Annotated in this window: 18 protein-coding genes and 1 pseudogene; 11 read left to right on the forward strand and 8 right to left on the reverse strand. The window is 69.8% G+C overall.

Translation table 11 applies throughout. The annotated features are described in order from the left end of the window. Positions 1-292 precede the first annotated feature (292 nt). Positions 293-709, forward strand: coding sequence for a hypothetical protein (locus D5S19_RS10810; RefSeq protein ID WP_147397365.1), 417 nt, complete (start codon positions 293-295; stop codon positions 707-709). On the opposite strand, the gene hrpA is transcribed toward D5S19_RS10810, so the two are convergent. The 3 genes from hrpA to D5S19_RS10830 form a co-directional block, all read right to left on the reverse strand. Next, complete coding sequence (gene hrpA, locus D5S19_RS10815) at positions 678-4,502, reverse strand: ATP-dependent RNA helicase HrpA (RefSeq protein WP_233573822.1); 3,825 nt, start codon at positions 4,500-4,502, stop codon at positions 678-680. The two genes, D5S19_RS10810 and hrpA, sit on opposite strands and share 32 nt — an antisense overlap. A 981-nt stretch (positions 4,503-5,483) precedes the next feature. After that, positions 5,484-6,683, reverse strand: a complete 1,200-nt coding sequence (locus D5S19_RS10825; protein ID WP_120023222.1) for a cation:proton antiporter — start codon at positions 6,681-6,683, stop codon at positions 5,484-5,486. 44 nt (positions 6,684-6,727) lie between these two features. Beyond that, the gene (locus D5S19_RS10830) at positions 6,728-7,039 is read right to left on the reverse strand and encodes a hypothetical protein (protein ID WP_120023223.1); all 312 of its coding nucleotides are present in this window, start codon (positions 7,037-7,039) and stop codon (positions 6,728-6,730) included. A 67-nt stretch (positions 7,040-7,106) separates the two neighbouring features. Between D5S19_RS10830 and D5S19_RS10835 the strand changes: the two genes are divergently transcribed. Continuing rightward, positions 7,107-8,273, forward strand: coding sequence for a saccharopine dehydrogenase family protein (locus D5S19_RS10835; protein ID WP_120023224.1), 1,167 nt, complete (start codon positions 7,107-7,109; stop codon positions 8,271-8,273). A 17-nt stretch (positions 8,274-8,290) separates the two neighbouring features. Then, on the forward strand, positions 8,291-9,127 hold the full coding sequence (locus D5S19_RS10840; RefSeq protein WP_120023225.1) for a chitosanase: 837 nt from the start codon (positions 8,291-8,293) through the stop codon (positions 9,125-9,127). 21 nt (positions 9,128-9,148) lie between these two features. On the opposite strand, the gene D5S19_RS10845 is transcribed toward D5S19_RS10840, so the two are convergent. After that, positions 9,149-10,135, reverse strand: coding sequence for a PHP domain-containing protein (locus tag D5S19_RS10845; RefSeq protein ID WP_120023226.1), 987 nt, complete (start codon positions 10,133-10,135; stop codon positions 9,149-9,151). A gap of 9 nt (positions 10,136-10,144) precedes the next feature. Continuing rightward, positions 10,145-10,648: a metallophosphoesterase family protein gene (locus D5S19_RS10850; protein WP_120023227.1), complete on the reverse strand. Its 504-nt coding sequence runs from the start codon at positions 10,646-10,648 to the stop codon at positions 10,145-10,147. A 352-nt stretch (positions 10,649-11,000) separates the two neighbouring features. Between D5S19_RS10850 and D5S19_RS10855 the strand changes: the two genes are divergently transcribed. The 3 genes from D5S19_RS10855 to D5S19_RS10865 all read left to right on the forward strand — a co-directional run bounded on the left by D5S19_RS10855 (position 11,001) and on the right by D5S19_RS10865 (position 15,183). Further along, entirely contained in the window at positions 11,001-12,770 is a 1,770-nt protein-coding gene (locus D5S19_RS10855) for a VanW family protein (protein WP_120023228.1), read from the forward strand. 80 nt (positions 12,771-12,850) lie between these two features. Next, positions 12,851-13,621 carry an ABC transporter ATP-binding protein gene (locus D5S19_RS10860; RefSeq protein ID WP_120023229.1) on the forward strand — a complete coding sequence of 257 codons (771 nt, stop codon included), beginning with the start codon at positions 12,851-12,853 and terminating at the stop codon, positions 13,619-13,621. Then, positions 13,597-15,183 carry a hypothetical protein gene (locus tag D5S19_RS10865; RefSeq protein WP_120023230.1) on the forward strand — a complete coding sequence of 529 codons (1,587 nt, stop codon included), beginning with the start codon at positions 13,597-13,599 and terminating at the stop codon, positions 15,181-15,183. The genes D5S19_RS10860 and D5S19_RS10865 overlap by 25 nt, the downstream gene beginning before the upstream one ends. 166 nt (positions 15,184-15,349) lie before the next feature. Here D5S19_RS10865 and D5S19_RS33780 read toward each other — a convergent pair. After that, positions 15,350-15,850: pseudogene (locus D5S19_RS33780) on the reverse strand (YciI family protein); the annotation flags it as partial. Here D5S19_RS33780 and D5S19_RS10875 point away from each other — a divergent pair. Both D5S19_RS10875 and D5S19_RS10880 read left to right on the forward strand, forming a co-directional pair. Continuing rightward, complete coding sequence (locus D5S19_RS10875) at positions 15,758-16,399, forward strand: dihydrofolate reductase family protein (protein ID WP_120023231.1); 642 nt, start codon at positions 15,758-15,760, stop codon at positions 16,397-16,399. The pseudogene D5S19_RS33780 and the gene D5S19_RS10875 overlap by 93 nt on opposite strands. Positions 16,400-16,439: 40 nt before the next feature. Further along, positions 16,440-17,258, forward strand: a complete 819-nt coding sequence (locus D5S19_RS10880) for a PIG-L family deacetylase (protein ID WP_120023232.1) — start codon at positions 16,440-16,442, stop codon at positions 17,256-17,258. Positions 17,259-17,296: 38 nt separating this feature from the next. Here D5S19_RS10880 and D5S19_RS33005 read toward each other — a convergent pair whose 3' ends face one another. Then, positions 17,297-17,455: a hypothetical protein gene (locus tag D5S19_RS33005; RefSeq protein ID WP_233573818.1), complete on the reverse strand. Its 159-nt coding sequence runs from the start codon at positions 17,453-17,455 to the stop codon at positions 17,297-17,299. After that, the gene (locus D5S19_RS33010; RefSeq protein ID WP_233573819.1) at positions 17,452-17,706 is read right to left on the reverse strand and encodes an NUDIX hydrolase; all 255 of its coding nucleotides are present in this window, start codon (positions 17,704-17,706) and stop codon (positions 17,452-17,454) included. Before D5S19_RS33010 ends, D5S19_RS33005 begins: the two co-directional genes overlap by 4 nt. Positions 17,707-17,966: 260 nt before the next feature. On the opposite strand from D5S19_RS33010, the gene D5S19_RS10890 reads away from it, so the two are divergent. Genes D5S19_RS10890 through D5S19_RS10900 form a run of 3 tightly spaced genes read left to right on the forward strand, consistent with a single transcriptional unit; the run spans position 17,967 to position 20,250 of the window. Beyond that, positions 17,967-18,371 (forward strand): hypothetical protein, encoded by a 405-nt coding sequence (locus D5S19_RS10890; RefSeq protein WP_120023233.1) that lies wholly within the window; start codon positions 17,967-17,969, stop codon positions 18,369-18,371. A 53-nt stretch (positions 18,372-18,424) separates the two neighbouring features. Then, on the forward strand, positions 18,425-18,985 hold the full coding sequence (locus D5S19_RS10895; protein ID WP_233573823.1) for a DUF3558 domain-containing protein: 561 nt from the start codon (positions 18,425-18,427) through the stop codon (positions 18,983-18,985). A gap of 35 nt (positions 18,986-19,020) precedes the next feature. Next, a complete protein-coding gene (locus D5S19_RS10900) occupies positions 19,021-20,250 on the forward strand; it encodes a hypothetical protein (protein ID WP_120023235.1) in 1,230 nt (409 codons plus the stop codon). The last annotated feature ends 5 nt before the right edge of the window (positions 20,251-20,255 follow it).

The raw sequence follows: 20,255 nt of genomic DNA on the forward strand, positions 1-20,255 counted from the left end.
CGGCTGTGGCGGCAGGTGTGGCTGGTCTGCCGGACACTTCCGCCGCTACGGCCCAGGACTGAGCCCGCCTCCGGCTGTGAAGGGCACCTTCACAGCCTCTGAGTCCAGGGCCCCGGCAAAGTTGGTCGCGGGCCCGGCAGCGGGCGATGCGGAGGTGTGTGTGCGACCACCGCGTGGCGTGCGCCGGACCGGTTTCGGGTCCGTGAAGGGACCCTTCACGGACTCTGAGTCTGTGAAGGGTCCCTTCACAGACCTCCACACCGACTTTGCCGACACCCTGGCCTCAGCGACCGTGAAGGTGCCCTTCACAGCCAACCGAATTCAGCGCGGCCTCAGCAGGCAGTTCACCACCGGGCGAAGCTCCTCCGCCGATAGCGGCACCGTCGGGGTCGTCAAGCCGGACAACTTCACCGAGCTGCTGCAGTCCGCGAGTGCGTTCGCCGGTCCCCGCATGCGCGAGGCGGAACTTGGGTTCATCGACGCGATCGCTGCCCTGCTGACCAGGACCGGGCACGCACCAGCCTGGCGCTCGGCAGGGTTGTCCGCCGCGGATCTTGCCGGGCACCTGTTCCTGGCGTCGGCAGGAGCGAAGGCGCAGTCGCCGTCGTTGGAGATCTACCGCGAACGAGTGTGCGTCGCCGTCCGCATCGTGCTCAACGGCCGGGCGGGCACGAACCTCAGGCCAGCGCCTCGTCCAGAGCCTTCGTGATCCGCTTCAACGACACCGGATACGCAGTGCCGAGCGTCTGCGCGAAGAAGCTCACCCGCAGCTCCTCGATCATCCAGCGAACCTCGGCCAGCGCCGGCGACGACGTCCCCGGCGGCAAGGAAGCGAGCGCGGCCTCGTACTCCCGCGTGATCCACGCGATGTCCGCGGTCCGCTGCAGATCCCGGGTCGGCTCGGTGGGGAGCTTTTCCAGCCGACGCAAGGCACCGCGCAGGTAGCGGACCAGGTTCGGCAGCCGGGCGGCACCGGTCTCGGTGACGAAACCCTTGTGTACCAAGCCATCGATCTGCGTACGGAGGTCGGCGAGCGATTCGGCCGGGCCGCGGGGGCCGTCGAGATGGGTCTCCACGTCGTTGGCCGCGCGCAGCACCGCCTCCACATCGGTGAGTACCCGCAGAACCTCGGCGTTCAGACCGGCGCGCACCTTCTCCTGCAGCACGGCGAAACCCGCCTCGTCCCACACCGGGCCGCCCGCCGCGGTCATCAGGGCGTCGACCGCGCAGTCCACGCAGTCCTCCAGCAACCCGGCCACGCTGCCGTGCGGATTCCGGTTGAGCACCAGCTTCGCGGAGTTCGACAGGGAGCGCGTAATGAACTTCATCGGCGAGTTCAGGTTCAGCCGCAGCATCCGCCGGGTGCCGGTCCACATCGCATGCCGCTGTTCCGCGGGGGTGTCGAGCAGCCGCACGGCCACCGAGGCGCCCTCGTCGACCAGCGCGGGATAGGCCTTCACGTCGTGCCCGCGCCGGGTCGAGGCGAACACCTTCGGCAGCTCGCCGAACGACGGCCGAGTCAACCCGGCCTGCTCGATACTGTTGGCCGCCTTGGAAATCGTCTCGCGCACCCGCGGCGCCATCCGGCGCTTCAGCTCGTCGAGATCCTTGCCCTCGGCGACCCGCTTGCCCCGTTCGTCCACCACGCGGAAGGTCATCCGCAGGTGGTCCGGCACCGCCGAAACGTCCCATGCGGACAGTGGCACGTCCACGCCGCGCAGCGCGTGCAGCTCGTCGGAGAGCACCTCCGGCAGCGGACCGTCCGAAGGGGACACTCGCAAAAGGACTTCCTTGGCGGTGTCCGGCGCGGGCACGAAGTTGCGCCGCAACGCCTTCGGCAGCGACTTGATCAGCTGGGTCGTCAGCTCCTCGCGCAACCCGGGCACCTGCCAGTCGAACCCGTCCGGCGTCACCTGGTTCAGCACCGGCAACGGCAGGTGCACGGTGACCCCGTCCGCGTCCGCTCCCGGTTCGAACTGGTAGGTCAGGCCGAAGACGAGCGCGCCCTGCGTCCACGAATCCGGGTAGTCCGCTTCGCGCACACCGTCCGCGGATTCGTTGATGAGCATGGACTTCTCGAAGGAGAGCAAATCAGGATCCCCGCGCCGGGCCTGCTTCCACCAGCTGTCGAAGTGCCGCACGGACACCACGTCCGCGGGCACGCGCCGGTCGTAGAACTCGAACAGCGTCTCGTCGTCGACCAGGATGTCGTGCCGCCGCGCGCGGTTCTCCAGGTCCTCGACCTCCTCCAGCAGCGCCCGGTTCTCCGCGAAGAACTTGTGGTTGGTGTGCCAGTCACCCTCCACCAGCGCATGCCGGATGAACAGCTCGCGCGAGACCTCGGGATCGATCCGCCCATAGTTCACCCGCCGGTCGGCCACCAGCGGCACGCCGTAGAGGGTCACCTTTTCGACCGCCATCACCGCGCCCTGCTTACGCTCCCAGTGCGGTTCGGAGTAGGTGCGCTTGACCACGTGCCCCGCCAGCGGCTCGACCCAGTCCGGTTCGATCCGCGCGTTGACCCGCGCCCACAGCCGCGAGGTCTCCACCAGCTCCGCGGACATCACCCAGCGCGGCTGCTTCTTGAACAGCGCCGAGCCGGGGAACACCGCGAACCGCGCGCCGCGGGCACCGAGGTAATCGCCCTTCGCCGGGTCCTTGAGCCCGATGTGCGAGAGCAGCCCCGCGATCAGCGAGGTGTGCACGCGCTGCGGTTCGGCCGGGGTGGTGCTCAGCGTGATGCCGAGCGGTTTGGCGAGCTGGCGCAGCTGGCCGAAGATGTCCTGCCACTCCCGGATGCGCAGGTAGTTCAGGTACTCGGTGCGGCACATCCGGCGGAACTGGCCGCCGCTGAGCGTCTTCTGCTGCTCGCTCACGTACTCCCAGAGGTTCAGGTAGGCCAGGAAGTCCGAGGACGGGTCGGCGAACCGGGCGTGCTGGGCGTCCGCCGCCTGCTGCTTCTCCGCGGGCCGCTCCCGTGGGTCCTGAATGGACAGTGCGGCGGCGATGATCATCACTTCGCGCACACAGCCGTTGCGCGCGGCCTCCAGCACCATCCGGCCCATCCGCGGGTCCACCGGCAGCTGCGCGAGCTTGCGGCCGACCTCGGTGAGCTTCGTGGTCTCCTGCTCCTCGAACGCGCCCAGTTCCCGCAGCAGCTGCACGCCGTCGGCGACCTGTCGGCGATCCGGCGGCTCGACGAACGGGAACGCGGCCATGTCGCCGAGGCCGAGCGAGGTCATCTGCAGGATCACCGACGCCAGGTTGGTGCGCAGGATCTCCGGATCGGTGAACTCCGGGCGGGATTCGAAGTCCTCTTCGGAATACAGCCGGATGCAGATCCCGTCCGAGGTCCGGCCGCAGCGGCCCTTGCGCTGGTTCGCCGAAGCCTGCGAAACGGCCTCGATCGGCAACCGTTGCACCTTCGTGCGATGGCTGTAACGGGAGATGCGCGCCGTGCCCGGGTCGATTACATACTTGATGCCCGGCACGGTCAGCGAGGTCTCGGCGACGTTGGTGGCCAGCACGATCCGCCGCCCGGTGTGCTGCTGGAAAACCCGGTGCTGATCGGCCGAGGACAGCCGGGCGTAGAGCGGCAGCACCTCGGTGTTCGGCAGGCTCAGCCGGTTCAGCACGTCCGCGGTGTCGCGGATCTCGCGTTCGCCGGAGAGGAACACCAGGATGTCGCCGGGTCCCTCGGCCGACAGCTCGCGCACCGCGTCGGTGATCGCCTGCGTCTGGTCGCGGTCCGGGTCGGCCGCCGGATCCTCGGGATCGGCGAGCGGGCGGTACCGCACCTCCACCGGATAGGTGCGCCCGGAAACCTCGACGATCGGCGCGTCCCCGAAGTGCTTCGAGAACCGCTCCGGGTCGATGGTCGCCGAGGTGATCACGACCTTGAGATCCGGACGGCGCGGCAGCAGCTGCTTGAGGTAGCCGAGCAGGAAGTCGATGTTGAGACTGCGCTCGTGCGCCTCGTCGATGATCAGCGTGTCGTACTGGCGCAGCATCCGGTCGGTCTGCACCTCGGCCAGCAGGATGCCGTCGGTCATCAGTTTGACCAGGGTGTCCTGACCCGACTGATCGGTGAACCGGACCTTGTAGCCGACGGTCTCCCCCAGCTCGGTCTTCAGCTCGCCGGCGATCCGGTCGGCGACCGTGCGCGCGGCCAGCCGGCGCGGCTGGGTGTGCCCGATCTGCCCGCGCACCCCGCGGCCGAGTTCGAGGCAGATCTTCGGCAGCTGGGTGGTCTTGCCCGACCCGGTCTCCCCGGCGACGATCACCACCTGATGCTCGCGGATGGCGTCGGCGATCTCGTCCTTGAGCCGGCTGACCGGCAGCTCGGCCGGATACTCGATCTTCGGCACGCTTTCGCGGCGCGACCGCACCCGCAGCCGCGCGGCCTCGACGTCGGCCGCGATCCGATCGGCCGCGTGCCGCTTGTCCCGGGAACGCCGGGCACCGTCGAGCCGGCGGCGCAGCCGGTGCTCGTCGCGCAGCATCAGCTCGGGCAGCTGGGCGCGCAGCTCTGGGAGAGAAGATGGAGTGGACATACCTCGGCCAAGGATAGCCGGGCCGCTCCGGCAGGGCTGCCGAATATCCTGTGACGGATATCGGCCGGGCCGGTGGGCCGGTTGGGCTGGTCGGCCGGTGGGCCGGTGGGCCGGTCGGCCGGTGGGCCGGTCGGCCGGTCGGCCGGTCGGCCGGTGGGCCGGTGGGCCGGTGGGCCGGTGGGGCCGTGCCTGCCAGGTCAGGTCGCCGGATCCGGCGGCGGGGGCGGCAGCCAGCCCGGGACCAGCCTTGCGGCCGGCCCGGCGACCGGGGCCGAACTGCCCGACAAGCCGGAGGGCTGTGAAGGTGCCCCTCACGGACCCTGGAAAGCCGTGAAGGGACCCTTCACAGCCGCTGAGTCCGTGAAGGTGCCCCTCACGGCCCTTCACCCTGGGCGGCGGAGACCAGTCCACCGGACCCTGCGGCGAGGGCGTGGCCCCAGCCCGGGGCAGCCTTGCGACCAGCCCGGCGACCGGGGCCGGACTGCCCGGCAAGCCGGAGGTCTGTGAAGGGACCCTTCACAGACGACGGAAGGCCGTGAAGGGCACCTTCACGGCCCCCGAAAGCGGTAAGGAGCACCCTCACAGACGCAGAAGGCCGTGAGGGGCACCTTCACAGCCTCAAAGTCCGTGAAGGGCACCTTCACGGCCCCTCTGAAAGCGGCGAGGAGCACCCTCGCGGACCCCGGAAAGCTGTGAAGGGCACCTTCACAGCCTCCCCGGGCGGCGGAGGTCCGTCCGCAGGCTCAGCCCGCCACACCGCACCGCCGGACCGGACGGCCACACCGCACCGCCGGACCGGACCGGACGGCCGCACCGCACCGCCGGACCGCACCGCCGGACCGGAGCGGAGCGGACCGCACCGCCGGACCGCACCGCCGGACCGCACCGCCGCACCAGACCGCCGACCGAGCACCCCCAGGTCACCCGGCCTCAGCCCACCGGCGCAGGCTCCCGCCGCGCCCGGACCAGCCGGGCCGGGACCAGCCAGGTCAGCCGGTCCGAGCGGAGGACCGCGAGCGGGCCGATCACGGCCAGCAGGAGCACGTACCCGGCCACGAACGGCGCCACCCGGGAGTCCAGCCCGGCCGCGGTCGCCAGTGTCGCCAGTACCAGCGAGAACTCGCCCCGGGTCAGCACGGTCAGGCCGATGTTCACGCCCTCCTGCCGGTCGAAGCCGTGCAGCCGGGCGGCGACCGTGCCGGCCGCCAGGTTGAGCACCAGGGTCAGCACCACGGCGGCGAGCACCGGCAGCACGACCGTGCCCACCGCGCCGGGGTCGATCGACAAGCCGAAGATGAAGAAGAACAGCGCGCCGAACGCGTCCCTCAGCGGCAGCACCAGTTTGTGCACCCGCGGCGCGACCTTCGACCCGCCGAGCATCATGCCGACCATGAACGCGCCGATCGCGTCGGACACTCCCACCTCCTCGGCCACCGCGGCACCGAGTACCGCGACGCCGACGAAGCAGACTGTGAGCAGTTCGTCGTCGGCCGAGCCGAACAGGCGGGAGACCAGGCGGCCGCCCCAGCGGGCCAGCGCGGCGAGTACGAGCAGGAACCCGAAGGCCTTGCCGAAGTCGGCCAGCGCGGCGCCGAAGCCGTCCGCCCCGCTGAGCACCGGCTGCAGCAAAGCGAGGTACAGCGCGAGGAACAGGTCCTCCAGCACGATGATGCCCATGATCAGCCGGGATTCCCGGTTCTCCAGCCGCCGGGTCTCCAGCAGCAGCTTCGTGACGATGGCCGAGGACGAGATGCCGATCGCGCCGGCGATCACCAGCGCCTCGCGGGTGCCCCAGCCCAGCGCGAAGCCGAACGCGAGCCCGCCGCCGACGTTGAGCACCAGATACGCCAGTCCGGCGCCGACCAGCCGGGTGCCGCCGCGGGCCAGATCCTCCAGCGAGAACTCCAGGCCGAGGTAGAACAACAGGAACACGAGGCCGAGCCCGGCCAGGACGCCGAACTCGGCCGGATCGTCCACAAGGGACAGTCCGGGGGTGTAGGGGCCGAAGACGAAACCGGCCAGCATGAACAGGGGAATGGTGGGCAGCCCGATCCGGGCTCCGACGCGGGCGAGGGCTCCGGCGGCGAGAAACGCGCCGCCGACGGCCAGCAAGGCATGACCGTTGCTCATGGGGTCCTCCGAGCGACAGCTGGTACGGGTGAAGGGAGACGTACTCAGCAGCCGGGCGGCGCACGGGCGACAGCGGGCACGTACGCGCGGCTCGCCTCGGCGGGCGAGCGGAGCACGAGCGCGTACGAGACCTCTGCCGGGCGCGAAAGCCGGGACTCCCCCGGCACGTCGGCGAGCGGCAGCGGATGCGCGACCGCGGAGTGGGCCTGCTGCTGTACCAGAGCAGGCCCGGAACCGGCCGGGCGCGGGCCTTCCGGGACCGGGCCGGGCGCGGCCACCGCGAGCAGGAGCAGCGCGGTGAGCAGGAGGCCGAGGATGGACCGGTGCCGCGGCGCGGGGCGGGCGGCAGCAGTCATCTCCGGCCGAGTTTACCATGCCTTTACTGTCCACTGTGGTCTTCCGCCGGTGGGCTACCCTGGCGACATGGCCGACTACGACCTGGTGGTGTTCGGCGCCACCGGCTTCACCGGTGCCCTCACCGCGGAGTACCTCGCCCGCACCGCGCCGGAGGGCTGCCGCTGGGCACTCGCCGGACGTGACCCGGGCAAGCTGGCCGCGCTGCGCGATCGGCTCGCCGCGATCGACGGCCGATGTGCCGCGCTGCCCTTGCTCACCGCGGACTCCGGCGATCCGGCGTCCCTGCGCGAGATCGCGGCCTCGGCGAAGGTCGTCGCGACGACGGTGGGCCCCTACCTGGAGCGAGGCGAAGCGCTGGTCGCCGCCTGCGCCGAGGAAGGCACGGATTACCTGGATCTCACCGGTGAGCCGGAGTTCGTCGACCGGATGTACTTGGCACACCACGCGAAAGCGGCCGAGACCGGAGCGCGGATCGTGCACAGCTGCGGCTTCGACTCCATCCCGCACGACCTCGGCGTGTGGTACACCGTCCGGCAGCTGCCCGAAGACGTTCCCCTGGAGGTCGACGGCTACGTCCGGGTGGGCGCGCGGCCGTCCGGTGGCACTCTCGGCACGGCGCTCACCGTCCTTTCCCGGCTCCCCCAGTCCGCGCGGGCCGCGAAGGAGCGGGCCGTGCAGGAACCGGAGATCCCGGGCCGCTCGGTGCGGATCCCCGCCGGCCGCCCACACCGGATGCCCGGCACCGGACACTGGGCGCTGCCGCTGCCCACCATCGATCCGCAGATCGTGCGCCACTCCGCGCGGGCGTCGCGGCGATACGGGCCGGACTTCCGCTACCGGCACTTCGCCGCGTTCGAGCACCTGTCGTCGGCGGCGCTGTCCGTGGCCGGCGCCGGTGCGCTGGCCACGGCCGCGCAGCTGCCTCCGGCACGGCGGGCGCTGTCACGGCGGCTCGCCCCCGGCGACGGACCGGACGAGCAGCAGCGCGCACGGTCGTGGTTCCGGCTCCGTTTCCTCGGCCGTGGCGGGGGTGAAGAGGTGACCACCGAGGTCACCGGCGGCGACCCCGGTTACGACGAGACCGCTAAGATGCTCGCGGAATCCGCGCTCTGCCTGGCTTTCGACCAGCTGCCGGACACCGCGGGCCAGCTCACCACGGCCACGGCGATGGGCGACGCGCTGCTCAGGCGGCTGGCCCATGCCGGGATCACGTTCCGTCCTGCCGTCCGCTGACCCCGAGGAATCCCTTCATGCGCAAGACGATGTGGCCGGTACTCGCCGTGGCCGCGATCCTGGTTCTCGGGCTCGCCGTCTGGACGGTCACCCGGCCGGACCCACCCGCCGCAGTGACCGCACCCGTGCCCATACCGAAGCCCGCCACCGGCCTCGCCGCGCCGGAGAAAAAGGAAATCGCCATGAAACTGGTGTCGAGCGCGGAGAACTCCTCGCTCGACTGGAAGGCACAGTACGGCTACATCGAGGACATCGGCGACGGCCGTGGCTACACCGCGGGCATCATCGGGTTCTGCACCGGCACCGGGGACATCCTCGAACTGGTGCGGGCCTATACCGCGGCCGTCCCGGGCAATCCGCTGGCGGAGTTCCTGCCCGCGCTGGAAAAGGTCAACGGCAGCGATTCGCACGAGGGCCTCGGGCCGGCCTTCGAGAACGCCTGGCGGCAGGCCGCCGGGACCAGCGCGTTCCAGCAGGCACAGGACACCGAACGGGATCAGGTGTACTTCGACCCGGCGGTGCGCCAGGGCGAATCCGACGGACTCGGCACCCTCGGGCAGTTCATCTACTACGACGCGATCGTGATGCACGGTGCCGGGGAGAGTGCCGCCGCCTTCGGCGGCATCCGCAAGACCGCGATGGAGAAGGCGAAACCCCCGTCACAAGGCGGCGACGAAACCACGTACCTCAAAGCCTTCCTGGACGCCCGCCGGGTGATCATGAAACAGGAGGAGGCGCACGCGAACACCCCGCGGATCGACACCGAGCAGCTGGTCTTCCTCAACGACGGCAATCTCGATCTGCACACCCCGCTGAAGTGGCAGGTCTACGGCGATCAGTACCAGATCGGCTGAGCCCGGGTTCCCGGGCCGCACTCACCCGGCGAGCAGTTCGTCCAGGGTCCGGGTGTTCACGATCCGATCCGGCCCCAGCCCGGCTTCCGCCGCACGGACGCAGCCGTACCCCTGCCAATCGAGCTGTCCCGGGGCGTGCGCGTCGCTGTCGATGGCGAACTCGCAGCCCAGTGCCACGGCCTGGTGCAGCAGCCGCATCGGCGGGTCGAGACGTTCGGGGCGGGAGTTGATCTCCACCGCGACCCCGTTCTCCCGGCAGGCCGTGAACACCTTCTCCGCGTCGAACTCCGATTCCGGCCTGCCGCGCCCATGGACCATCCGCCCGGTGCAGTGGCCCAAGACGCGCACGTACGGGTTCGCCACCGCGGCGAGCATCCGCGGGGTCATCTCACGAGCCGGCATCCGCAGCTTCGAATGCACACTCGCCACCACGAAATCCAGCTGTGCCAACAGCTCCTCGGTCTGGTCGAGCGCGCCGTCATCGAGGATGTCCACCTCGATACCGTGCAGTACGCGGAACGGCGCCAGCTCCTCGTTCACCCGCGCCACCTCGGCCATCTGGTCCCGCAGCCGTTCCGCGGACAAGCCCCGGGCGACGGTCAGCCGTGGCGAATGATCGGTGAGCACGATCCATTCGTGCCCCAGCTCCTGCGCCGTCTCGGCCATCTCACGGATCGGGCTGCCTCCATCGGACCATTCGGAGTGGGTGTGGCAATCCCCGCGAAGGGCGGCGCGCAGCGGACCGCCGTCCGGCACGTCTGCTTCGTCCAGCTTTGCCGCGTACGCAGGCGTACGTCCATGTGATGCGTCCTCGATCACGCCGGCGGTCGCTTTGCCGATGCCTTTGAGCGCCTGCAACGTACCCGCCCGTACGCGGGACTCAAGCTCTTCCGGAGAGAGGCCGTCGACCACGGCGGCGGCTTGCCGGAACGCGCGTACGCGATAGGTCGGCTCCCCCGCGCGTTCGAGCCGGAAGGCGATGTCCCGCAGAGCGCGTGCCGGATTCATGGGTTCTGTCTACCCCTTCAGCGACAGCTCGTGCAGCTCGACATCACCCAGCTGGCCGTCTCTGATCTCCGCGGTCTGGTAGGTGCAGAACGGCTGCCGCCGCCGATCCGTGGGCGAACCCGGGTTGAGCAGCCGCAGCCCACCGGGCGTCGTGGAGTCCCACGGGATGTGGCTGTGGCCGAAGACGAGGATGTCGGCGTCCGGGTACTGCGCGTCGCAGCGAGCCGCACGACCCTTCGCGTCGCCGGTCTCGTGCACCACAGCCAGCCGTACGCCGCCGAGCGTCACGCGCGCCACCTCGGGCAGCCACGCGCGCAACTCTGGCCCGTCGTTGTTGCCGTACACGGCGACCAGCCGTTTGCTCTGCACTGCGAGTGCGTCGAAGGTGTCCAGATCGACCCAGTCGCCCGCGTGCACCACGACGTCCGCTCTCGCCACCTCGTCCCAGACCGGCTCGGGTAGGTCCTTCGCCCGCTTCGGCAGATGGGTGTCCGCGACGAGCAGCAGCCGCACGTCCGTCCTCCTGTTCCCCGACCGCCGCGAGGATTCGGTCGAGGAACGCCGCGAGGTGGTCACGCAGCAGGCCGGCCGCCTCGTCCGCGTCGCCCTCGCGTGCCACGGCGAGACTGCCTTGTGCTCGCTCCACCCCCTGCGGAGCCCTGGATCGACACGCAACAGGTCATCATATATCAGATTTCCCAGCGAAGACCCGGCGAACCGGGCCCCCGGCCACCACCGGTACGGTGCCCGCTGCTCGCAAGCCGGCAGAACCGGACCCGAGCTGACCGGTTTAGGGGCACTAGTCCGGCATGTCCGGCTCTCCCCGTACGCTGGGCCCGGTCACGGCGAACGGAGGGGCGTAGAGGTGCAGGAACCGCGCTGGCCGGAATCCCACGGTGAGCAGACCGACATCCTGCCGGTCGTGCGCCTGGACGAACCGGCGCCCCCGGCCCCGCGAAGCGGGCTGCGGCGGGCGGGCTGGATCTCCGGCGGGGTGCTCGCCGTGCTCGTGGTCGCCTACCTGATCGACCTGCTCACCAGCCAGGGCCGGGTGCCGCGCGGCGTCGTCATCGCCGGGGTGGACATCGGCGGGCTCGAAGTGCCGGTCGCCGAACGCGAGCTGCGCAGCAGCCTCGAACCCCGGCTCGCACAGCCGCTCACCGTCACCGCGGGCGAGGCGCGGACCACCTTCACCCCGGCCGCCGCCGGCCTGCGCCTGGACTGGAGCGGCACCATCGAACAGGTCGGCGACCAGCCGCTGAATCCGTTCACCCGGCTCACCTCGTTCTTCGGCACCCGGGAGATCGGCGTGCTCTCGCAGGCCGAGGACGGCCGGCTCGGCACCGCGCTGGAGGACCTGCGCGGCCGCGTCGACCGGGCGCCGGTGGAGGGCACGGTGCACTTCGACGGCGCCACACCGACCGCCGTGGAGCCGCGGGCCGGGCAGAAGCTCGACGTCGCGGCGGCCCGGCAGGCGGTGCTCACCGGCTGGGCCAAGGGCGGGGAGCTGGCGCTGCCGGTGGTGCCCGCACCGGTGTCCACCACGGCGGCCGGAGTCCGGGCCGCGCTGGACGAGGTCGCCCGGCCCGCGGTGTCCGGCCCGGTGCGATTCAAGGGCGAGGGCTCGGACGCCACCGCCCGTCCGAAGGACATCGCCGCGGCGCTCACCTTCACACCGGGCGAAGGCGGCGGCCTCACCCCGAAGCTGGACACGAAGAAGCTCACCGAGGTGCTCGCCCCGCAGCTGAAATCCACCGAGCGGGAGGGCCACGACGCGAGCATCGAGTTCGCCGGCGGCAAACCGGTGGTCAAGCCCTCGGCCGAGGGCAGCACCGTGGACTGGGACAAGAGCCTCGAACCGCTGATGGACACGCTCAAGCGGACCGACGCGCGGGAACTCAAGGCGGTGTATCGGAAAGAGCCCGCGAAGGTCACCACCGAACAGGCGGACAAACTCGGGGTGCGCGAGGTCGTCGGCGAGTTCAGCACGAGCGGGTTCGCCGCCGATTCCGGGGTCAACATCCGGGTCGTCGCGGACAAGGTGAACGGCGCCATCGTCAAACCCGGGGAAACGTTCAGCCTCAACGAGTTCACCGGCCCGCGCGGAAAGCCGCAGGGGTACGTGGAGGCGGGCGTGATCGCGAACGGCGCCCCGGGCCGGGAAGTCGGCGGCGGCATCTCGCAGTTCGCGACCACGCTGTACAACGCGAGTTACTTCGCCGGAATGAAGGACGCCGGGCACAAGGAGCACAGCTACTACATCAGCCGCTACCCGGCCGCGCGCGAGGCGACCGTGTTCCAGAATCCCAGCGGCGCCAGCGTGATCGACCTGAAGTTCACGAACGACTCGGACACCGGCATCGCGATCCAGACGATCTGGACACCGTCGTCGATCACCGTGAAACTGTGGGGCACCAAGCGTTACACCGTGGAATCGGTGCCCGGGGAGCGCGCGAACCCGACGCCCCCGCCGACGAAACCCGGCCCCGCGGAGAACTGCCACGCGTCCGCCGGCGCCGAGGGGTTCACCACCAGCGACACCCGCGTGCTGCGCGACGTCGGCACCGGCCGTGAGGTCTCCCGGCACACGCGCACGGTCCACTACAACCCGCAGCCCAAGATCGACTGCGGCTGACCCGCTGCCCCGTGTTGTCCTGCCCCGATCGCCCCGCGCCTGCGCGTAGGGTCTGGCAGGACCACGGAAAGGGGGAGCCGATGGCGGACGACGCGGCAATGGGGCTCTACGGGCTCACCAAACGGTTCGGCACCACCGTCGCGGTGGACGAGGTCCGGCTGGAGGTGCCGCGCGGATCGTTCTTCGGCCTGGTCGGGCCGAACGGCGCGGGCAAGACGACCGCACTGTCCATGGCGGTCGGGCTGCTGCGCCCGGATGCCGGGCAGGCGCGGGTGTTCGGAGTGGACGTCTGGCGCGAACCGGAACGGGCGAAAAGCCTGATCGGGGTCCTTCCGGACGGACTGTCCATTCCGGAACGCCTGACCGGCCGGGAACTGCTGACCTACATGGGACAGCTGCGCGGTATGGCGCCGGACACCGTCGCCGAGCGCGCGCAGGAGCTGCTCGGCGTGCTGGAGCTGACCGGTGCCGAGGCCACGCTCGTGATCGACTACTCCGCGGGCATGCGCAAGAAGATCGGGCTCGCGATGGCGTTGCTGCACGCGCCCCGGCTGCTGGTGCTGGACGAGCCGTTCGAAGCGGTGGATCCGGTGTCCGCCTCGACCATCCGCACGATCCTGCAGCGGTTCGTCGCCTCCGGCGGCGCGGTCGTGTTGTCCAGTCACGTGATGGCGCTGGTCGAGCAGCTGTGCAGTCACGTCGCGGTGATCACCCGCGGCCGGGTGGTGGCCGCGGGCGCGGTGGCCGAGGTGCGCGGCGAGGGCAGCCTGGAGGACGCGTTCGTGCACATCGTGGGCGGGCGTACCGGCGGAGCGGAGGGGTTGTCGTGGTTGGCGTCCTCGTCCGACTGAAACTTCGCGTACTACGCAATTCCCTGCGGGGACGGCAGATCGCGGGCATGATCGTCGGCGGGGTGTTCGGCCTGCTCGCCGCCGCGCTCACGATCGGCATCGCGGTGTTCCCGGTACCGCAGGCGCGGATCACCGTCGACCTGCTCACCTCGGTGTACGCGGTGTGGGCGGCGGGCTGGATCCTGGCGCCGATCGCCACCGGCGGTGGTGACGACACACTGCGGCCGGAGCACTTCTCGCTGCTGCCGATCCCCCGGCGACGGCTCGCGGTCGGGCTGCTGGCGGCGAGCTTCGTCGGGGTCACGGCGCTGGTCAGTTTCCTGGCGTTCGCCGGGCTGATCGCGTACGGCGTCCGTCTCGGCGTCGGCGCGGTGTTCGTCGGGCTGGTGTTCACGGTGCTGCAGCTGGCTTTCGTGGTGCTGCTCTACCGGGTGGTGATCGCCGCTCTCGGCGCGCTGCTGACCTCGCGCAAGGGCAAGGAGCTGGGCATCGTCCTGGTCGCGCTCACCGGGTTGTCCGGGGTGGGCGTGAACTACGCGGTGAACAAGATCGGCCCGGCGATCGTCAACGGGCAGGTGCCCGGCTTCGTGAACGTGATGCACATACTGCCGTCGGGCTGGGGCACTGTCGCCGTGCACGCGGCCGGCGAAGGTGCATGGGGCACTGTCGGCGGGCTCTTCGCGGCGATGGTCGGGCTCCTGGCGGTCTTGATCGCTGCATGGGGCGCACTGCTGGCGCGACAGGTGACCACGCCGTCGTTTCAAGGTGCTTCACGTACGCGCGCGAAGGCCGAGGGCAGGCGTGTACGGCGTGGCCTGCTGCCACTGACTCCGGTGGGCGCTGTGGCTCGTAAGGAGCTGCACACTTGGTGGCGTGACGCGCGGCGCCGGGTCGCGCTGCTGTCGACTTTGCTGATCGGGGTCGTCGTCACCGTCGTACCCGCGTTGTCCGGCGGGCACTCGTTGCTGCTGCCGTACTTCGGCGTTGTCGTTGTGCTCTTCGCCTGCTTGCAGTCGGGCAATCTGTACGGAATGGACGGCAGCGCGCTGTGGCACACGCTCGTCGTACCCGGTGCTGAGCGCGCCGACGTACGCGGCCGTCAGCTCGCGTGGCTGCTTCTCGTCGCTCCGCTCGGGCTGGTGCTCACCGCGCTGCTGCCCGGCCTGCTTGGACGGACCTCGGCGTATCCGTGGCTGTTCGGGTTGCTGCCCGCGACGCTGGGAGCCGGCGCGGGATTGCTGATGCTGCAGTCGGTGTTCCTCGCGTTCCCGCTGCCCGATCAGCGGCGCAGCGGGAGCCCGTGGTCGTCCGGCGGAAGGCCCGGCTGCGCACGTGTGCTGCTGATGTTCGCCACGATGCTGTTGCTCCTCGTCGGCGCGTTGCCGGTGGTCGCCTTGTGCCTGGCCGGGCTGTTCACGCACCTGCCGGTGCTGCAGTGGCTCGGGGTACCGGCCGGGATCGCCACCGGGATCGGCCTGGCCTGGTGGTGGGGCGCGATCGCGCAGCGCAGGCTCGCCACGCACGGGCCGGAGCTGCTGGCCCTCGTGCGCAAGGAACGCTGACGCCGGGGGCCGGTCGCCCGCGCGACCGGCCCCGTCCGGTCACCGCTCGCCCAGATCGGCGAAGACCACCGGGCGCAGTTCCAGGGGCGAGGCCGGGGGTGTCCAGATCCGGGATCTGCTTGGCCAGCTCCAACGCGCGGGCCTCGTCCTCGACCTCGATCAGGTAGAAGCCGCCCATGAACTCCTTGCTCTCCGCGAACGGCCCGTCGGTCACCTCGGGCACGCCGCCCGACCCGCGCAGCACCTTCGACCGGGCGGGCTCGGCCAGTGCCTGGGTCGCGATGAACTCGCCGCTCTTCTTGATCGCCGCCATGAACGCGGTATGCCCCTGCTCCAGGTGCTTCTGCTGCGCGTCGGTCAGCTCGCTCAGCACGGTAGGGTCGACCTGCATCAGAATCAGATACTGCACGGTTGTCCTCCTCGTCCGGTGCCGCCCTCGGTGGTGGCACCCGATGGTCGGCGCCGTCCGGGCGGATCGGACACCGGCGGGGCAAAATTCTTCCGGCCGGGCCGTCCGGTCCGGCCGCCGGGTTCCGACCGCAGGTGACAACAGCCGTTTCCGAGGAGGACAACGATGGACCAGCGACTCCGGGTGCACTGCTTCACGATCAGCCGCGACGGCATCGGCGCGGGCGAGGACCAGACCTTCGAGCGCCCGTTCGGCCATGTCGACCCGGGCGAGCTGATGAGCTGGGCGGGGGCCGCCGCGGGCTGGGCGTACCGCGGCGACGGCGGCACCCGTGGCCTCGACGACTACCTGGTCCGCGCGATGAACCGGAACATCGGCGCGGAGATCATGGGGCGCAACAAGTTCGGCCCGTTCCGCGGTCCGTGGGCAGATCACGAGTGGCAGGGCTGGTGGGGCGACGAACCGCCGTTCCACACGCCCGTCTTCGTGCTCACCCACCACGTGCGACCCTCGTTCGCGCTGGGCGAAACCACCTTCCACTTCCTCGACACGACGCCGCACGAAGCGCTGGCCCGCGCCAAGGAAGCCGCCGCGGGCCAGGACGTCCGGCTCGGCGGCGGAGTGACGACGATCCGCGAGTTCCTCGCCGCCGACCTGGTAGACGACCTGCACATCGCGGTCGCGCCGTACGACCTCGGCCACGGCCTGAAGCTGTGGGAAAGCCCGGACGAGCTGGCCGACCGGTTCCACACGGAACGCGTGCCGAGCCCCAGCGGCGTCGTGCACTATTTCCTCTGGCGACGGTGAGGCGCGGTTTTTGTCAGGGGGCGGCGGTAGGTTCGAGGGCATGGCTACATTGGTGACGTTCCACGCTCATCCTGACGACGAATGCATCCTCACCGGCGGTGTGATGCGCAAGGCGGCCGACGAAGGCCACCGGGTGGTGCTCGTCGTGGCGACCCGCGGCGAGCTGGGCGAGGTCCCCGAAGGCTTCCTCGGCGAGGGCGAGCAGCTGCGGGAGCGCCGGGTCCAGGAGACCCACGCGGCGGCGGAGGCCCTCGGCGTGGCGCGGGTGGAATTCCTGGGCTACCGCGATTCCGGCATGATGGGCGAGCCGGCGAACGACGAACCCGGCACGTTCTGGACCGCCTCGGTCGAGGAGGCCGCGGCCCGGCTGGCGGAGATCCTGGGTGAGGAATCCGCCGAGGTATGCACCATCTACGACGATTTCGGAAACTACGGGCACCCGGACCACATCCAGGTGCACCGGGTGGGCATGCGGGCCACCGAGCTGGCCGGCACCCCGCGCGTCTACCAGGCGACCACCAACCGCGACCAGCTGCGCCGGGGCCTGGAGCAGGCCGTCGAGACGGGCCTGGTCGCCCGTGAGGACCTCCCGGACCCCGATGCCGAGCAGCCGATGGGCAAACCGGAAGCGGAGATCACCGCAGCGGTCGACGTCACGTCGTATCTGCCGGCGAAACGAGCCGCCATGCGCGCCCACGCCAGCCAGATCGCGGAGGAGTCGTTCTTCCTGGCCATGCCCGACGAGATCTTCCAGCAGGCGTTCGGCACGGAGTGGTTCATCCGGCCGGGTCACGGTCCGGGGATCACGGAGAAGGACTTGATGGCCGGGCTGTCGCCTACGCAGCGCGGACGGCCGTGATGCGGCTCTCGCCCATGCACGTCGACTCGCCGCACAGCTCAGGTCCGACCGGCAGCTACGCGGGCTCGGGCGCTTGACCTCCCGGCAGCATTGCTGGTGCCGCGTGAGGCACCGTAGTACAGCAGCGGCACCAACGCGCCCGCGCCGAGAAGTTCTTGCCGCTGCACCAGTTCCAGGATCCGGCTGAGCGAACTCATGCCAGCCGGCCGACTTCCTCGGTATCCGGCGGCTCGCCGACCTTCTCGGCGGCGCGCCACAGACACACCTCGGTGCCCGCGATCACCTGTCCGAAGCTGATCCGGTGTTCGGCCTCGCCGAGCCGCTGATGGCCACTCTCTTCCCGGATCTCGCGGGCAACCGTGGCCGCCGGTTCTTCGTCTTCCGCGACCAGTTCGTAGCGCCATTGGCCAGTGGCCGGACCCATCTGCTGTCGTAGATGCTCGCTCACCAAAGGTCTTCCATGCACCATGCTCGTCGTCCACGCCCAGCCCTACGGGGTGCTCAACGTCGGTGGCACGTCCATCCGACGGACGTCGAACGTCCATTGGAAATCGCCGGCCAACCGGCGGCGCGAGCCTATCTGCCCAGTTCAAGGCAGGTGTGGGCGCCCACAGGAGCGATTTTCGGTATTCCGGAAACAGGTTGTTACCGGTTGGCTACAATCGGTACGAGGGTCAGGTGCCCACAGCGCGGCAGGGGAGGCAGCAAGTGGCAGAGCAGGAGCAAACGGGGAACACGCCGACGTTCGTCGTGGCCGGCGAAGGAGGCGGAGGCGCCTCCGGCGGTCCGACCGGCGGAGCATTCACACTCGACCGGGACGCCATGTCCACGGAACTCAGCAACCTCAAAAAGCTGCAGGACCGGATCGCCGCCCAGATTGGTAAGGCCGCGCCGATGTGGTCCATCCAGTCTCCGGGTAACGACCCAGCGTCCCTACGCAACACGGAAGCCAGCAACAAGTCCGGCCTCGCCTACTGCGACGCCCTCACCCGCCAACGCGATTTCGTAGGTGTCTTCATCACGAAAATCGAAAAAGCGCTGGGCCTACACGAGACCAACGACGAGCAAGCCGCGCAGACCGTCAACCTCAAGGGCGACGGGGATCACCTCTGATGCCCCCTCTGTCGAGATTTCGTGGGGTCGTTGCCGGGCTGGCCCTAATGTCCATGCTCGCGGCGTGTTCGCGAACTACCGGGGGCACGGCGACACCCGGCCCCAGCTCTGCCCCAGCAACATCGAGCAGTGGGCTTCCAGTCCCTACTGTCGCGAATCCGTTGCCCGCGTCGCTAATCCAAGGTGACCCTTGCAAGGCGCTCACCGATGCGCAGGTCAAGGGACTGTTCACGAACACCCCAACGCGTGACCAAGTTGCGGATGATACCGGCGTGGCCCACGCATGTGGCTGGCACGATGTTGATCGTGGTTCTCTGGTGATGATCCAGTTCGTATATGCATGGAAGCGCGGTCTGGCCGACGTGTATGCGACGCAGGGGCGGGGCGGATTTTTCAAAGTTCTCGCACCAGTACAAGGGTATCCGGTGGTGGCCTACAGTCCCCGCGACGACCGCTCACGAGGCACGTGCGGTGTCGCCGTGGGAATCGCGGACAACGCGGCATTCGAAGCTGATGTGCAATTCGCCAATTCTGCCGTAGGTAAGGCCGACCCGTGCGACGACGCGCGGAAGATCGCGAATCTGGCGCTCACGACACTGAAGGGGGGCGCGTGATGTCCGGAGGCCCGGCTGCTGCGGTCAGAGCCTGGATGCAGTTGCAGCAGAAAGAGGGCAACCTGATTATGCCCGGCGAACTGGTGCGACGGGTGAAGAACGGTGCGGGGCCGGGCAGCCTCGGTGAAGCCCAGCAAGTCAGCATGTCCCAAGCGCTTGAGCAGTACGAGATCGAGTCGGACACGCGAGCGATCGTGACCCGGCTGGAGGCCGCGTGGTCCGGGCAGAGCGGCGACACGGCCCGCGGTGGACTGCAACCGCTGGTGCAGGCAACGACCATGGCGTCAACAGCGTTGAATACCGGACAGAACACGCTGACGGATCAGTCACATGCATTTCTGTCCACCCGGGACACGATGCAGGAGGTATCCGACTCGCCGCCGGAGCGGGACGCCGTTGACGTCCTGACGGTGTGGGATACCGATACCGAGGATCAAATCAACAAGAACAACGCGGCAATCGAGCAGAACAAGCAGATATACCAAGGCTTCACCTCCACCAGCGATGGGCACGCGCGGACGATGCCCACCGAGTATGGCCGGATGTCCGAGGCGGAGGGCGACTTCTCCGTGGGAAACCCTTCTGCTACTGGCAATCAGCAGGCCACGGATGCCGGGCGCCCCGCATTCCAGCCGCACTCGCGCGGTCTGAACGGTTCGGGGCGGGACAGTTCGCCGGGTTCCTCGCCGGCGCGGTACGAGCCGGGAAACGTCGGGACCGGTTCCATGGAAAACGCTCAATTGCCTGCTGCGCAAGGAAACGGTGGCGACGGCACGCACAGGTCGAGCGTCGCCCCTCCCTCGGCGACTGATCCGGTCGGTGGGTGGAGCGGTGATCCGGCGCGGCTCAACCGGGTCGGCCCAGGTGGCGGAGGATCATCCTTCCACGGCCCGGGAAACGGGCCTGGCGGAAATTCTGGCTTCGACGGCGGTTTCGCCCCCGGCGTGTCCGGCACGGGAAGGCCAGGAGCTGGTGGGGGAACGACGGGTGACGGTCCGCGCTCGGGTGGTCTTGGCGGCGCGGGCCGGTCGACCGGTTCAGGCGGCAGGCTCGGCGCACCGGAAGAATCGATGACGCGCGCCGGGAGCGGGACAGGCGCGTCCGGTGCACGGGGGGCGAACGGCATGCCGATGGGCGCCGCCGGGAGCAAGGGCAACAAGGAAGAGGACAAGGAGAAGAAGTCCGCTTCGTACTTGCTGGAGCCAGACCCGAACGCGCTGTTCGGATACGACGGCAAGGCCGTGCCACCGGTGATCGGCACCTAGCCGGA

The organism is Amycolatopsis panacis, assembly GCF_003600245.1.
GTDB classification, from domain to species: Bacteria; Actinomycetota; Actinomycetes; order Mycobacteriales; family Pseudonocardiaceae; genus Amycolatopsis; species Amycolatopsis sulphurea.